At 42.7% G+C, this 15,683-nt stretch carries 15 protein-coding genes; 1 reads left to right on the forward strand and 14 read right to left on the reverse strand.

What is annotated here, in order from left to right:
• The first annotated feature begins 11 nt into the window (after positions 1 to 11).
• Positions 12 to 773, forward strand: coding sequence for a sulfite exporter TauE/SafE family protein (locus tag IX83_RS07420; RefSeq protein WP_038500894.1), 762 nt, complete (start codon positions 12 to 14; stop codon positions 771 to 773).
• A gap of 88 nt (positions 774 to 861) precedes the next feature.
• Here IX83_RS07420 and ispF read toward each other — a convergent pair whose 3' ends face one another.
• The 14 genes from ispF to IX83_RS07490 all read right to left on the reverse strand — a co-directional run bounded on the left by ispF (position 862) and on the right by IX83_RS07490 (position 15,662).
• Positions 862 to 1,347, reverse strand: a complete 486-nt coding sequence (ispF, locus tag IX83_RS07425) for a 2-C-methyl-D-erythritol 2,4-cyclodiphosphate synthase (RefSeq protein ID WP_038500897.1) — start codon at positions 1,345 to 1,347, stop codon at positions 862 to 864.
• The gene (locus tag IX83_RS07430; protein ID WP_038500900.1) at positions 1,347 to 1,892 is read right to left on the reverse strand and encodes a redoxin domain-containing protein; all 546 of its coding nucleotides are present in this window, start codon (positions 1,890 to 1,892) and stop codon (positions 1,347 to 1,349) included. Before IX83_RS07430 ends, ispF begins: the two co-directional genes overlap by 1 nt.
• A 194-nt stretch (positions 1,893 to 2,086) precedes the next feature.
• Positions 2,087 to 3,580 (reverse strand): NADH-quinone oxidoreductase subunit NuoN, encoded by a 1,494-nt coding sequence (nuoN, locus tag IX83_RS07435; protein ID WP_038500903.1) that lies wholly within the window; start codon positions 3,578 to 3,580, stop codon positions 2,087 to 2,089.
• Positions 3,581 to 3,592: 12 nt separating this feature from the next.
• Entirely contained in the window at positions 3,593 to 5,077 is a 1,485-nt protein-coding gene (locus tag IX83_RS07440; protein ID WP_038500907.1) for an NADH-quinone oxidoreductase subunit M, read from the reverse strand.
• A gap of 7 nt (positions 5,078 to 5,084) precedes the next feature.
• On the reverse strand, positions 5,085 to 7,073 hold the full coding sequence (gene nuoL / locus IX83_RS07445) for an NADH-quinone oxidoreductase subunit L (protein WP_038500910.1): 1,989 nt from the start codon (positions 7,071 to 7,073) through the stop codon (positions 5,085 to 5,087).
• Between the two features lie 13 nt (positions 7,074 to 7,086).
• On the reverse strand, positions 7,087 to 7,407 hold the full coding sequence (nuoK, locus tag IX83_RS07450) for an NADH-quinone oxidoreductase subunit NuoK (RefSeq protein WP_038500912.1): 321 nt from the start codon (positions 7,405 to 7,407) through the stop codon (positions 7,087 to 7,089).
• On the reverse strand, positions 7,404 to 8,048 hold the full coding sequence (locus IX83_RS07455) for an NADH-quinone oxidoreductase subunit J (protein ID WP_038500915.1): 645 nt from the start codon (positions 8,046 to 8,048) through the stop codon (positions 7,404 to 7,406). Before IX83_RS07455 ends, nuoK begins: the two co-directional genes overlap by 4 nt.
• A 9-nt stretch (positions 8,049 to 8,057) precedes the next feature.
• On the reverse strand, positions 8,058 to 8,543 hold the full coding sequence (nuoI, locus tag IX83_RS07460) for an NADH-quinone oxidoreductase subunit NuoI (RefSeq protein WP_038500918.1): 486 nt from the start codon (positions 8,541 to 8,543) through the stop codon (positions 8,058 to 8,060).
• Positions 8,544 to 8,547: 4 nt separating this feature from the next.
• Entirely contained in the window at positions 8,548 to 9,642 is a 1,095-nt protein-coding gene (nuoH, locus tag IX83_RS09040; RefSeq protein ID WP_038500920.1) for an NADH-quinone oxidoreductase subunit NuoH, read from the reverse strand.
• On the reverse strand, positions 9,643 to 11,928 hold the full coding sequence (gene nuoG / locus IX83_RS07470) for an NADH-quinone oxidoreductase subunit NuoG (RefSeq protein WP_038500923.1): 2,286 nt from the start codon (positions 11,926 to 11,928) through the stop codon (positions 9,643 to 9,645).
• Positions 11,929 to 11,936: 8 nt separating this feature from the next.
• Complete coding sequence (nuoF, locus tag IX83_RS07475) at positions 11,937 to 13,292, reverse strand: NADH-quinone oxidoreductase subunit NuoF (protein ID WP_038500926.1); 1,356 nt, start codon at positions 13,290 to 13,292, stop codon at positions 11,937 to 11,939.
• Positions 13,289 to 13,783, reverse strand: a complete 495-nt coding sequence (gene nuoE, locus IX83_RS07480; protein ID WP_038500930.1) for an NADH-quinone oxidoreductase subunit NuoE — start codon at positions 13,781 to 13,783, stop codon at positions 13,289 to 13,291. Before nuoE ends, nuoF begins: the two co-directional genes overlap by 4 nt.
• Before the next feature lie 15 nt (positions 13,784 to 13,798).
• Positions 13,799 to 15,058 carry an NADH-quinone oxidoreductase subunit D gene (locus tag IX83_RS07485; protein ID WP_038500933.1) on the reverse strand — a complete coding sequence of 420 codons (1,260 nt, stop codon included), beginning with the start codon at positions 15,056 to 15,058 and terminating at the stop codon, positions 13,799 to 13,801.
• Entirely contained in the window at positions 15,045 to 15,662 is a 618-nt protein-coding gene (locus IX83_RS07490; protein WP_038500936.1) for an NADH-quinone oxidoreductase subunit C, read from the reverse strand. Before IX83_RS07490 ends, IX83_RS07485 begins: the two co-directional genes overlap by 14 nt.
• Positions 15,663 to 15,683: the final 21 nt, after the last annotated feature.

Consider the following 15,683-nt stretch of genomic DNA (forward strand, 5'->3'; position numbering starts at 1 on the left):
GAGAAAAGAGAATGATATTGGACTTTTTACCCTACATAGTGATATTTATCGTTGGATTTTTGGCTGGCGTTGTCAATATTATGGCAGCAGGCGGTTCTTTTGTCACGATTCCCGTACTCATGTTATTAGGGCTAGATGCAAATATTGCCAATGGCACCAATCGAGTAGGCATTTTCATTCAATCTTTAGCGGGGTTAAAGGGATTTTCACATGCAAACAAAGTGCCAAGTGGCCATAAGCTTTGGGGGATTCTGATTCCCTGTGCATTAGGCGGATTAAGTGGATCATTGCTCGTAGCTTATCTTCCCAAAGAAATTTTAAAACCTATTTTGCTCATTGTGATGCTGATTGCTGCTACGTTTATAGCCGTGCGTAAAAATCTTTTTGCTCAACATCATCATGAACCGCTAGACATCAAAGATCGCCCCATCGCTATCTTTTACTTGTTTTTAGGCGGTGTGTACGGTGGCTTTATTCAAGCGGGGGTAGGCATTATTCTCTTACTGATTTGTGCAGAACTACTTCGTTATGATATTGTTCGTGCCAATGCTTTGAAACTTATCTGTACCTTGATTTTCACGATCGTGTCACTGGTTATTTTTGTCATCTACGATCAAATCCATTGGGGATGGGGAATTACCTTGGGTATTGGCAATGCACTTGGCGCATTATTAGGCATCCGAGTGATGATACACGTCAACCCAAAATTCATTCGATTACTGCTGTTCATTGTTGCAGTGATTGCTATTGTATGGGCTTATTTTAGCGGTTAATGAAGCTCATCATTAAGACCAAATACGTTTTATATCACACGCTGATATTGATTCATATCACTGCTTACAGAGACAGCGTCACTCACATTTAAACCTTGGCAAGTAACACTACAGCGTTCGCCGCAATGCCTTGTTCTTGACCAAGATAACCGAGTTTTTCATTTGTTTTAGCTTTAATATTGACTTGGTCAGCCGACAAACCTAAATCGTTACAGATATTTTTTTTCATTTGAGGGGTGTGAGGTAGCATTTTAGGCTTTTCCGCATGAATAGTCGCATCAATATTGACAATCTGCCATCCCAAACTTTTAACTTTTTCATATGCCTTTTTCAACAGCTGACGACTATCTGCATCTTTGTACAATGCATCGGTATCTGGAAAATGCGTTCCAATATCACCCAAACCAACTGCTCCCAACAAAGCATCCGTAAGGGAATGAAGCAAAGCATCCGCATCCGAATGCCCTTTCAGTCCTAAATGATGAGGAATATGCACGCCTCCCAAAATCAGTTTTCTGTCGGGAACCAAGGCATGCACATCAAACCCTTGACCAATACGAAATGGTATCGACATTAAAATGTTTCTCCACCAATTTCACGGTTGCACGCACAAGGAGCTTCTGTTTGCAAAGCGTCTAACACTCTTAACACTTCATGCGTGCTACGACATACGCGATGAGCATTCACGCTTACAAAACGAATCTCATTGTCAGGATCGATAATAAAGGTCGCACGCATCGCCACGCCTTCTTCATCACGGACCCCCAACTGATCGACCAAAGATCCTGTCGTATCAGCAAAGGAATAATGGCTTAAATTCTCCATCTCTGGATATGCTCGTCGCATGGCCAATTTACAATGTTCACTATCCGTTGAACCGCCCATCAATACAGCATCACGCTTTTCAAACTCAGAAGCAATTTCCTCAAATGCAATAATTTCTGTAGGGCATAATAAGGAAAAATCTTTTGAATAAAAATAAATCACTTTCCATTTTCCAGGAAAAGAACTGGCGGTGATCGTTTCATAAGCACTCACGCCATTTTCCTCACGACATTTAAACCCTGGCTTCACACCCACCACTGAAAACGCTTCTAATTTATCGCCTACTGTTTTCATCTCAAATACCTTCATTCTAGAATAGATGACAAGTAATACTATAGCCGAAAAATGACGACCACTCAACTTTCATCTCGTGTTACCCTCTACGCCATCTCTTCTTTCACCTTTGATCCCCATAAAAAAAGGATCTCAATAAAATACTGAGATCCTGTTAAATTTAGTATGGAGATATTGACAAATATTTTAATTCATTAAAACTTTAAAGAAGCGTCAATCACTTGTACGCAAATCATCATTAAAGCACCTGGCAAGATACCGAGCAACAATACTAATAAAGTATTTACCGACATCACGCCACTGCGGAAACTAAAGGCATTTCCAATAGCTGGCGCATTTTCGCTAGGCTGATCGAAATACATCACTTTAACGACACGCAAATAGTAGAACGCACCGATTAAAGACATCACCACACCGAAAATGGCAATTGAGAAATACCCTGCGGCAATAGTTGCTTGCAATACAGCTAATTTAGCATAAAAACCTGCCAAAGGAGGGATACCTGCTAAAGAAAACATTAATAACAAAATACCCAACGCCATCGCTGGATTGCGTTTGTTTAAACCCGCCAAATCAGAGATTTGTTCACATTCAAATCCTTTTCGGCTCAAGATTAAAATCATACCAAATGTTGCCAAGGTGGTTAACACGTAGATAATGATGTAGTACAAAGAAGCACCGTAGGCTCCTGTGGCCACAGACCCATCTGGCAAATATCCAGAAAACAATCCCAAGAAAATAAAACCTACTTGAGAAATTGTTGAATATGCCAACATACGTTTAAAATTTGTTTGTACAATCGCCGTTAAGTTACCCACTAACAACGATAATACAGCCAAAATCATTAACATGGGTTGCCAGCTAAGCACGGTTTCATGTAATCCCTCAACCAAAAGACGCATTAACATGACCATCACAGCAAGTTTTGGTGCTGCCCCTAAAGTCAATGTAATCGCCGTTGGTGAGCCTTGATATACATCAGGTGCCCACATATGGAAAGGCACCGCTCCCATTTTAAACGCCAATCCGCCAACAATAAATACTGTTGCCAACATCAAGCTCATTAACTTAGGATCGTTTGATGCAATTAATTGGCGAGACACCTCTAAGACAGCAGACAAGTTGATTTGGCCTGTTGCCCCGTAAACCAAGGAAATACCGTATAACAAGAATCCAGATGCCAATGACCCTAATACGAAGTACTTCATGGCCGATTCAAGTGCCGTACGATCATCACGACGAATGGCGATCAAGGCATAAAGCGATAAAGACATCAACTCTAAACCAAGGTAGATAGTCAACATACTAGATGCTGAAATCATCACCATTTGACCCAGTAAAGCCAACAAAGTCAAGGCATAGGGTTCACCGCCACGAATCATATCGCGGTCCATCATATATTGACGACCGTATATTAAGGTGACTAATACGGCAATGTATGACAGCACCTTGAACAGATGAGCCATCGGATCAAGGACAAACATCCCATAAAAAGTCGTTCCACTTTCACCTGCATTCCATTGGATTAATTGGACGACGATAAGCAGTACCAATGTAATCAACGATGCAACGTAGCTAAAACAAGCATTTTTACTTTTTACAAAGGCCTCTAGCAAGAGGATTCCCATCGCCAAGACTGCCAATAAAATCTCTGGCAAGGCAAGTACAAAATTAAATTCATTTTCCATTGCAATTCGACCTTATAGTTTAGAGGCAGCTGCCTGTTCTAATAAATGAGTCACAGAAGTATGCATCATGTCTGTAAAGAATTTTGGATAGATACCCATAAACAACACAAATACCGCCAACGCGAGCAATATAAAGAATTCACGACAACATACGTCAGACATTTTCAATATATGCTCATGTTCTGCTTTACCAAAAATCACACGTTTTACCATCCACAAAGTGTAAGACGCACCAAAAATCAAGGCAGTCGCTGCAAACAGCCCTACCCAGAAATTCGATTCTACCGCTCCCATGATCACCATAAACTCACCCACAAATCCTGCGGTTCCAGGTAATCCAGCGTTCGCCATACCAAAAAGGATAAAGAACGTTGCAAACTTAGGCATCACATTAATCACGCCACCATAATCAGCGATCTGGCGACTATGAACGCGATCATACATCACGCCGATAGACATAAACATCGCACCTGAGACGAATCCATGTGCGATCATTTGAACGATCGCCCCTTCCATACCAGCCGTATTAAAGAGGAAAAAGCCCAAAGTCACGAACCCCATGTGGGCAACTGAAGAATACGCCACCAACTTTTTCATATCGTCTTGAACAACAGCCACTAAACCAATGTACACGACTGCCACCAACGATAAGGTAATCATAAAGGTCGCTAAATACTGAGACGCATCGGGTAAGATAGGCAAAGAGAATCTCAAGAAACCGTATGCACCTAATTTCAACATAATGGCCGCCAACACGATAGAACCGCCAGTAGGTGCTTCCACGTGAGCATCTGGCAACCATGTATGAACAGGCCACATAGGCACTTTGACCGCAAACGCAGCAAATAAGGCAAAGAAAATCAAAATCTGTGCCGTCATACTCAAGTGCGGTAAGGCTTGCCAAGTCGCAATATCAAACGTACCTGTTTTAACGTAAAGATAAATAAAGGCAATTAACGTTAATAAAGAGCCTAACAATGTGTATAAGAAGAACTTAAACGCTGCAAACACGCGGTTTGGACCACCCCACACACCAATGATAATGTACATTGGGATCAGCGTCGCCTCAAAGAACACATAGAATAACAACCCGTCTAATGCCGCGAATACGCCAATCATCAAGCCTGATAGCATCAAGAACGCAGCCATGTACTGGGCCACTTTTTTCTGAATGACTTGCCAACCCGCTAGAATCACGATGATCGTGATAAACGCTGTTAACAAAATAAACCAAACAGAAATACCATCAACCCCTAAATGATAATTAGCATTGAACGCATCGATCCAAGATACGTTTTCCACAAACTGCATATTGGCTGTATGCGGATCAAAATAAACATATAAAGGTATCGTTACAAGAAATGAGACGATTGCGCCTAATAATGACAATTTGCGAGTAAACTCAGCCTTTTCATCTCGACCGAATACCAATACTAAAATACCTGCCAAGATGGGCACAAAGATAGATAACGATAACCAAGGAAATGTTGTCATCATAAGCTCCTTAGTTCATCAAAACAAAAACTGAAATTAACACGATTACTCCCACGATCATCGCAAAGGCATAGTGATAAATTCGACCTGTTTGCAAGATTCTACTCATCCAAGCTAATCCTGCCACCAATCGAGTTGCACCACCGATAAGATAACCATCGATGACCCCTTTATCGCCTTTAAGCCAGAAGAAGCGACCTAATGCACGAGAAAAACGTGCCACCACTTGCTCGTTCACCCAATCCACAAAATACTTATTCTCAAGGATTGAATTAATAGGTACTAAAGCACGATAAATCTTAGGAGGTAACGCAGGATTGATCAAATAAGCGTACCAAGCCACCACTAAACCAGCGATCATCAACCAGAAAGGCACTGAAGTAAAGGCATGTAAGCCATACGCCACCCAACCATGCCATGCTTGAGCCAACTCACTCATCACTTCATGATTTTCATGGATCGTGATAGTTCGAGCAAAGTAACTACCAAACAACATATAGTCCACCGCGATAGCACCGATAATAATCGATGGAATCGCCAATAACACTAAAGGTAACGTCACTACCCAAGGGGATTCATGTGGTTTTCCGCCATGATGTCCATGATGTTCGGCTTGATCATAACGTTCTTTGCCGTGGAACACTAGGAAATACAAGCGGAATGAATATAACGAAGTCACGAATACGCCACATAATGTTGCATAGTAAGCAAAGGTATGTCCCCAAATATGGCTTTCTGCAGCTGCTTCGATAATTTGTTCTTTTGAGTAAAAACCAGAGAAGAACGGTGTACCCACCAAAGCTAATGTACCAATCAAGAAGGTTATCCAAGTAATGGGCATATATTTACGCAAGCCACCCATATGACGAATATCCTGATCGTGGTGCATACCGATGATCACTGAGCCCGCACCCAAGAACAATAAGGCTTTAAAGAATGCGTGTGTCATTAAATGGAAAACCGCCACGGGATAAGCTGATACACCCAGTGCTACGGTCATATAACCCAATTGGGATAAGGTCGAATAAGCGATAACACGTTTAATATCGTTTTGGATAATCCCTAGCAAGCCTAAGAATAACGCTCCAATCGCACCGATAACGGTGATGATAGACAAGACGGTAGGTGCTAATTCAAACAAAGGTGAAAAACGAGACACCATGAAGATACCCGCTGTTACCATGGTCGCCGCGTGAATCAACGCAGAGATCGGCGTAGGACCTTCCATGGAATCAGGCAACCATGAATGCAAAGGTACTTGTGCAGATTTTGCCATGGCACCGACGAATAAACAGAAGCAAGCTGCCGTCAATAAAGGCCATCCCGTTCCTGTCACGGTTTGTTCAGACAAGGTTTCTGCTTGAGCGAAGATTTCGGTATAGTTCATGCTACCTGCATGAGCAAAAATCAAACCAATCCCCAAAACAAAACCAAAGTCACCCACACGGTTAACCAAGAATGCTTTTAGGTTTGCAAAAATAGCTGTTGGTTTGGTGTACCAGAAGCCGATCAAAAGATACGATACCAAGCCTACCCCTTCCCAGCCAAAGAACAACTGCATCATGTTATTACCCATGATCAGCATTAACATGGCAAAGGTAAACAAAGAGATATACGCAAAGAAACGCTGATAACCTGGATCATCGGCCATATAACCAATGGTATAAACGTGTACCATCAAAGATACGCTGGTCACTACAACCATCATCGTAGCACTCAACGAATCAATCATAAAGCCGACTTCAAAAACTTTATTGCCCAACAAGGACCACGTATAAAGACTTTGGTTAAAACTGTAGTCATTTGCCAGCACTTGGTATAAGACCCAAGCTGAGCTAAAAAATGAAAAAGCAACCAAAGCTATCGTAATAGACTGAGCACCTTTGCGACTGACACAGCGACTAAAGAAACCTGTGCCAAATAAACCTGCCGCCATCGCGCCAAATAAAGGTGCCAATGCAATCAACAGCAAAAAGGTTGCGGAAAATGTTTGTGTCATTTGAATTTTCCCCTTAACCTTGAAGACTATCTAAATCGTCCACGTTGATAGAATTTATCTTACGGAACAACAAGACTAGAATCGCCAAACCAATCGCCGCTTCTGCCGCTGCCACCGTCAAGATAAAAAATACAAAAATCTGTCCATGAGGATCAGGAATCCCCTCAGGTGTCGGCATCCAGCTAGAAAACGCAACAAAGTTTATATTCACTGCCAACAACATCAACTCAATGGACATCAACAAATTAATTAAATTTCGGCGATTTAAGAAAATTCCAAAGACGCCAATCGCAAACATAATCGCGCCTAAAATCAAGTAATGCGATAAAGTCATGATTGAACTCCTTTTTCTTCTGTTGCCTCAGTCGTTTCTGCTTCCGCTTTCGTTTCCACTTCGGCAGGCATAGAAACCACTGTTAAACGATCTTTTGCACGAACTTTAAGCTGTTCACCCACTAAAACATACTTTGGATTGTGGCGTTTTTGGAGGGTAAGCGAAATCGCTGCAATCATACCCACAAACAGAATTAAGGCACCAATTTGAATTGCATAGGTGTATTCTTGGTACATTAATTTACCTACTTCTAGTGTACTGTTGTAGCCTTCAGGCAAAACGATGCTCGAACCGTCTGTAAAGCTGCTAGCTAACACAAAACCTAATTCTGACACCATCACCACCGCCACTAGGATTCCTAAAGGCAAATAGGCTTTGATGCCTGCTCTTAATTGTTCTGGCACTGTATCGATCATCATGATCACAAATAAGAACAGCACCATGACGGCTCCTACATACACGACGATCAATAACAAAGATAAAAACTCAGCTCCTAATAACATCCAAAGCATTGAAGCTGTAAAAAATGTCAAAATCAAATGCAATACCGCTACGATAGGACTACGTGCTGTAATGACGCGTAAACCCGCAACAATCAGTATCAATGAAAAGACATAAAACAGAAAATCAGTAAATGTCATAATTACCCCTTAGCGATATGGTGCATCAGCTTCACGGCGAGCAGCAATTTCTGATTCATACTTATCGCCAATCGCCAGTAACATTTCTTTTGTCATATACAAATCACCACGTTTTTCACCATGGTATTCGTGAATATGCGTTTCAACAATGGAATCCACTGGACAGCTTTCTTCACAGAAGCCACAGAAAATACATTTCGTCAAATCAATATCGTAACGAGTGGTACGACGTGTACCGTCTTCACGAACGTGCGACTCAATCGAAATCGCCATCGCAGGACAAATGGCCTCACACAATTTACAGGCAATACAACGTTCTTCACCATTAGGATAACGACGCTGTGCATGTAAGCCTCTAAAACGTGGAGAAGTAGGTGTATGCTCAAGCGGATAGATCAACGTAAACTTTGGCTTAAAGAAATATTTTCCCGTTATGGCCATACCTTTGAGCATTTCGGTTAGCAGTAAGCTACTAAAAAATCTTTTGATACTCATATTCCTATTTCCAAATATTAAAAGGTGTTTGCATCCAAATGGCAACGACCAAGAACCATACACCTGTTAAAGGTATGAAGACTTTCCAGCCTAAACGCATAATCTGGTCGTAACGGTAACGAGGGAATGTCGCTCTAAACCAAATAAAGAACGAAACCACGCATACGGTTTTAATGGCCAACCATACCCAGCCTGGGATCCATGTAAAAGGAGCAAAATCCAAAGGAGATGACCAACCGCCCAAGAACATAATGCTTGCCATCGCTGACAATAACAACATATTGGCGTATTCAGCAAGGAAGAACAAAGCAAATCCCATACCTGAATATTCCACCATATGACCCGCTACAATCTCAGATTCACCCTCTACCACGTCAAATGGGTGACGGTTCGTTTCTGCGACCGTACAAATCACGTAAATCACAAATAATGGCAACAAAGGCAACCAGTTCCATGACATAAACGTCACTCCGTGATCAGCAAACCAACCGCTGGTCTGACTCATCACGATACTGTTCATGTTCAAAGAACCTGTCACTAGCAATACGGTTAACAACACCACGCCCATTGCCAATTCATAAGAAATCATTTGTGCTGATGCACGCATGGCTCCCAAGAAAGAGTATTTTGAGTTAGATGCCCAACCCGCAATAATCACCCCATAAACACCTAATGAGGTAATCGCCATGATGTAAAGCAAACCAGCGTTTACATTGGCCAACACAGCTTCTGGTCCAAAGGGAACCACAGCCCATGCTGCCAAAGCGGGAGCAAGAACGATAACGGGTGCAATGTAGTAAAGAATTTTGTTAGCTTTAGAGGGTGTTAACACCTCTTTCGTCAACAACTTCAATACATCGGCAAAAGGTTGCAAGATACCGCCCGGACCCACACGGTTAGGACCACGACGGATGTGCATGTAACCGATCATACGGCGTTCCCATAGCGTTAAAAATGCCACACTGATAATGACAGGGAAAGCGATCACAAGAATACAAATTACGTACCAAATAATCGTCCAAAGCGTCTCTCCAACAAGACCTGTTCCCCACGCATTAAGTGCATGAATAAAATCCGTAAACCAAGACCAAATATTCATTTAAACGCACTCCACTTTTAGTTCTACAAATGAGCTACCTAACACCGCTGTTTGTTCAAAAGACTGGGCCACTTTCACGGTATGGTTTGCTAACTGGTTAGCCACCGCTGCTTCTAACGTTACACTTCCTTGCGATGAAGAAACCTTAACAGACTGACCTGCTGTCACCCCTAATTGGCCCATTGTCCACTCATTCATATAGGCTTTTGGTGGCAAGCTATGGTTGTCTTTTTGTAAGGCCTCTGCACGTCTTACCATCGCATCAGAACGATAAACAGGGATATTGCCTACACGTTGTAACCCTTGTGATGAAGTAGGTGTGCTAGGTGCAAGCTGATACGCGTTATTCAACAAAGCACTCACTTCTTCACTGAGGATCTCATCTCTGATTGTTTCTGTGCTTTCATCTTCAAAGTTTTCTAACTTCAAGATATTACCAAGCACTCGCAATACTTTCCATGCAGGACGACTTTCACCTTTACCTGGTACCACACCTTTGAAGCTTTGGACTCGTCCCTCAGCATTCACAAAGGTACCTGAAGTTTCAGTAAAAGGAGCAACAGGCAACATAATCTTCGCCCATTTTTCTGCAGCACTACGATAAGAAGTTAATGCGATACTAAAGCTATTGGCTAATTTTGCTTCCAACTTCTGACCATTTTCTGCATCTAACAAAGGTTCTGCATGCAAAACCACAAAGGCACTTAAATCACTATCAGCCATTTGACTAGCATTCAAGCCACCTTTCTGAGGAACAGCTTTTGCCAAATAAGCACCTACTGTGTTTGCACCTGATGTCAAATAACCTAATTTGGCACCGATTTCTTGAGCGATCGCTTGGGCATAAGCCACCAAATTAGACGCATCTGGGGCACTCATCGCCATATTACCAAGGAATACATAAGCATGCTCACCTCCCTCTTTCAAGGCTGCTGCGGTGCTAGCATATTCATTTTCCTGACCTTTCAAAGCATCCCATACTTTTGCAAGGGCCGAAGCCATCTCAGCAGGAGACACAACGTGATGACGAATATTTTTGATATAAGGATCGGTACCAACGCTTTCAATCAAAGCAATCTTCGCACCTGATTTTGCTGCTTGACGCAAACGCTGTGTTAATAAAGGATGTTCGGCTCTCATATCCGATCCAATCACCAACACGCGATTTGCTTTATTTAGACTTGCGATAGACGTGCCTAACCATGGCACACCTGCACGTCCCTCATCAAAACGAGCATCCACCAAACGCAAACGGCTATCAATGTGTTTTGATCCCAAACCTTTCATGAGACGTGACAACAGACCCAATTCTTCTAATGTCGCATAGTCTGTCGATAATGCCGCGATTTTATCAGCACCTTGAGTCTCTTTAATCTGGCCTAACGCCTGTGCTGCAGCCGTAATCGCGTCTGACCACGAAGATTCACGCCATACGCCATCATCACCTTTGATCATTGGTGTCGTTAAGCGATCTTCAGCATTTAAGCCCTCATAAGACCAACGATCACGGTTACTAATCCAGCATTCATTAACGTCTTCATTCTCAAAAGGCACTACACGCATCACTTTATCGCCTTTAACTTGGACGACTAAGTTGGAACCCACGCTATCATGCGGTGTAATGCTGTAACGGCGTGCCAACTCCCATGTACGTGCAGAATAACGGAATGGTTTAGAGGTCAACGCCCCAACGGGACAAATATCAATCGCGTTACCCGAAATCTCAGAGCTGACCGACTGACCCATAAATGTCGTAATCTGAGAAGTCTCATTACGATTAATCATGCCCAGTTCCTGAATCCCTGCAATTTCCTCGCCAAAACGCACACAACGTGTACATTGGATACAACGAGCCATCTCTTCTGCTGAAATCAAAGGCCCCAAGTTCTTATGAAAGACGACACGTTTTTCTTCTTGATAACGCGTACCGTCCTTACCATAACCAACGGCGATATCTTGTAATTGGCATTCACCTGCTTGGTCACAAATCGGACAATCCAGTGGGTGATTAATTAACAAAAACTCCATCACCGCTTGTTGAGCAGCAACAGCCTTAGCCGAACATGTATATACCACCATACCATTTGTCACGGGCGTTGCACAGGCTGGCAATGCTTTGGGAGCCTTTTCGACTTCCACTAAACACATACGACAGCTCGCTGCAATTGATAATTTCTTGTGATAGCAAAAATGAGGAACAAACACACCTAACTTGGTGGTTGCATCCATCACCATACTACCTTCTGGCACAGAAACGGGTTTACCGTCAATTATTAATTCAACCATTTTTTGACCTATCGGTATTTAGGAACCACACATGTTTTATGTTCAATGTGGTATTCAAATTCATTACGGAAATGTTTTAAGAAACCTCGAACAGGCATGGCGGCTGCATCACCTAAAGCACAGATGGTGCGACCCATGATATTACCTGCTACAGAATCCAATAACTCTAAATCTTCAGGACGACCTTGTCCATTCTCAATGCGATTCACAATGCGATATAGCCAGCCTGTTCCCTCACGACAGGGAGTACACTGTCCACAACTTTCTTCATGATAGAAATAAGAAAGGCGAAGCAAAGATTTCACCATGCAACGAGTTTCATCCATCACGATAACCGCACCTGAACCCAACATCGATCCTGCTTTAGCGATAGAATCATAGTCCATCGTTAATTCCATCATTTGGTCACCTGGAATCACAGGTGCTGAAGATCCTCCTGGAATCACGGCTTTTAACTTACGTCCACCACGCATCCCACCTGCCAACTCTAACAATTTAGAAAACGGCGTACCCATCGGGATCTCATAAGTACCAGGTAATTCCACATCTCCCGTGATAGAAAAAAGTTTTGTGCCGCCGTTATTGGGTTTACCTACATTTAAAAACGCTTCGCCACCATTGCGAATAATCCAAGGAACGGACGCGAATGTTTCTGTGTTGTTAATTGTTGTAGGTTTACCAAACACACCATAACTAGCTGGGAAAGGCGGTTTGAAACGTGGCTGGCCTTTTTTGCCCTCTAAAGATTCCAACAAGGCCGTCTCTTCACCACAAATATAAGCACCAAAACCATGGTGAGCGTGAATATCAAAGCTGAAAGAAGTGCCTAAGATGTTTTTGCCAAGAAAGCCTGCTTTACGAGCCTCTTCCAAGGCTTCTTCAAAACGCTCATAGACCTCAAAAATTTCACCATGAATGTAGTTATACCCTGTGCAAGCACCCATGGCATAACCAGCAATAATCATCCCCTCGATAACAGTATGGGGATTCCATCTTAGAATTTCTCTATCTTTAAACGTACCTGGCTCGCCCTCATCCGAGTTACAGACCAAATACTTATCCACAGGTAAATTACGAGGCATGAAGCTCCATTTTAGGCCTGTCGGGAACCCTGCACCACCACGACCACGCAAAACAGATGATTTAATCTGCTCAATCACTTCGTCTTGTTGCATTTGGGTCAATACCTTACGCAAAGCCTCGTAGCCACCGCGTTTAATATATTCTTCAATATGCCAATTCTCGCCATTTAATCCTGCCAAGATCTGTGGCTGGATATGACGATTGTGCAAAGACATACTGTTTTCCCAGTTTCCACCTGGATTAGGTGTCATACCATTTCCATATTTTTCTAAAAATTTCATGATTGACCCTCTTCTTTTTTGATGTCTTCTAGCATTTCATCAATGCGTTCTTTGGACATACGAACACACATATGAAGATTATTGACCAACATGACAGGGGCATCACCACAAGCTCCCATGCACTCACCCTCTTTTAGCGTAATCAATCCATCTGGTGTCGTTTCGTTGTAGTCAATACCTAATTTTTCTTTTAGGTACTCACCAACCACTTCACCATCACGCAAAGCACAGGGCAGGTTTGTACATACAGTAATTTTGTACTTACCCACTGGTTTCAAATCATACATATTGTAAAAAGTAGCCACTTCCTGAACGGCAATAGGAGGCATACCAATGTATTCAGCGATATCTTGAATGACTTCATTTGATACCCAGCCTTTTTCTTGCTGAGCAATACGTAATGCAGACATCACGGCAGATTGACGACGATCGGCAGGATACTTCGCCAATTCCTTATCAATCTTTTTGTACGCTTCTTGAGTTAACAACATATTCTTATCCTGAAATCAACGGTCAATTTCACCAAACACAATATCTTGTGTACCAATAATCGTCACCACGTCGGCCAACATATGTCCACGAGCCATCTCATCAATCGATTGCAAATGAACGTAACCGGGAGAACGGATCTTCAAACGATAAGGCTTGTTGGCACCATCTGACACCATGTACACACCTAATTCGCCTTTTGGATGCTCCACTGCCGCATACACATCACCTGCTGGCACGGGATATCCCTCTGAGAACAACTTAAAGTGGTGAATCAACTCTTCCATCCCTGTTTTCATCTTCGCACGTTTAGGCGGTGCAATCTTATGATTCTCCACCATCACAGGACCTGGATTTTCACGCAACCACTTCACGCATTGTTTGATAATACGGTTACTTTCACGCATCTCTTGCATACGCACTAAGTAACGATCGTAACAATCCCCAGTTTTACCCACTGGAATATCAAATTCAAGGCGATCATAAACCTCATACGGTTGTTTTTTACGCAAATCCCAAGCAATACCTGAACCGCGTAACATCGGACCACTAAAACCAAGCTCCATCGCTCTTTCTGGTGTCACAATACCCACGTCCACCAAGCGTTGGCGCCAAATACGGTTATCCGTTAACAAGGTCTCATATTCATCCACATGATGATCAAAGCGTTGGGTAAAAGCCTCGATAAAATCTAATAAAGAACCCGAACGGTCTTCATTCATGCGATCGATGGCCTTTTTGTTGTGGTATTTGTTAGGTTCAAACGTGTGACGAGGCATGCTATCTGGCAGATCGCGATACACACCACCTACACGGTAATACGCCGCGTGCATACGAGCCCCTGACACCGCCTCATAGCAATCCATTAAATCTTCACGGTCCTTAAATCCGTACAACATAACCGCCATGGCACCCACGTCCAAAGCGTGAGAACCCACACTCATCAAGTGATTCAAAATACGGGTAATCTCATCAAACATCACGCGGATGTATTGGGCACGAATCGGTACTTCAATACCTAACAAACGCTCTACCGCATTCACATAAACGTGTTCATTACACATCATCGATACATAATCCAAACGATCCATATAAGGCATCGCTTGGGTAAATGTTTTCGTTTCTGCCAACTTCTCGGTACCACGATGTAATAAGCCAATATGCGGGTCAGCACGTTCAACGGTCTCACCATTTAGCTCCAAAATCAAACGTAATACACCGTGAGCGGCAGGGTGCTGCGGACCAAAGTTAATCGTATAATTCTTAATCTCTGACATGATTTGCTCCATAACCCTCTTCACGAATAACTCGTGGCGTGATTTCTCGAGGTTCGATTGTTACTGGCTGATAGACCACACGCCCTTGTGCTTCATCGTATCGCATTTCAACATAGCCAGAAACGGGGAAATCTTTACGTAACGGATGTCCAATAAAACCATAGTCCGTAAGAATACGTCTTAAATCTGGATGGCCTTCAAATACGATGCCATACATATCAAACGCTTCTCTTTCAAACCAATTCAATGGATTCCAGACAGTAACCAAAGATGGTACAGATGGAAAATCATCACTCTTAGCCCATGTCTGCACACGCAAACGCCAGTTCTTTGGAACGGACAATAAATTCACAACCACTGCATAACGACCTGGGAAAGGCTGTTTAGGACCATTACCTGGCTGTCCCCAAGTCGAATAGTCCACTCCACACAAGTCCATTGCTGAGATAAACTTTAAACGTTCATCATCACGCAACTGAGTACAGACTTCAATCCACTTTTCCACGGGGACGTGAAGTGTTAATTCACCCACATGCTCCGTTATCTCGTATTCTTGCCCAAAAACAGCAAGCAAATTCTCTTTTAATTGTTCAAGGCGTGTCATTTGAAAGACCTTTTTTAGTCA

It is taken from the genome of Basilea psittacipulmonis DSM 24701, assembly GCF_000743945.1.
Classification (GTDB): domain Bacteria; phylum Pseudomonadota; class Gammaproteobacteria; order Burkholderiales; family Burkholderiaceae_B; genus Basilea; species Basilea psittacipulmonis.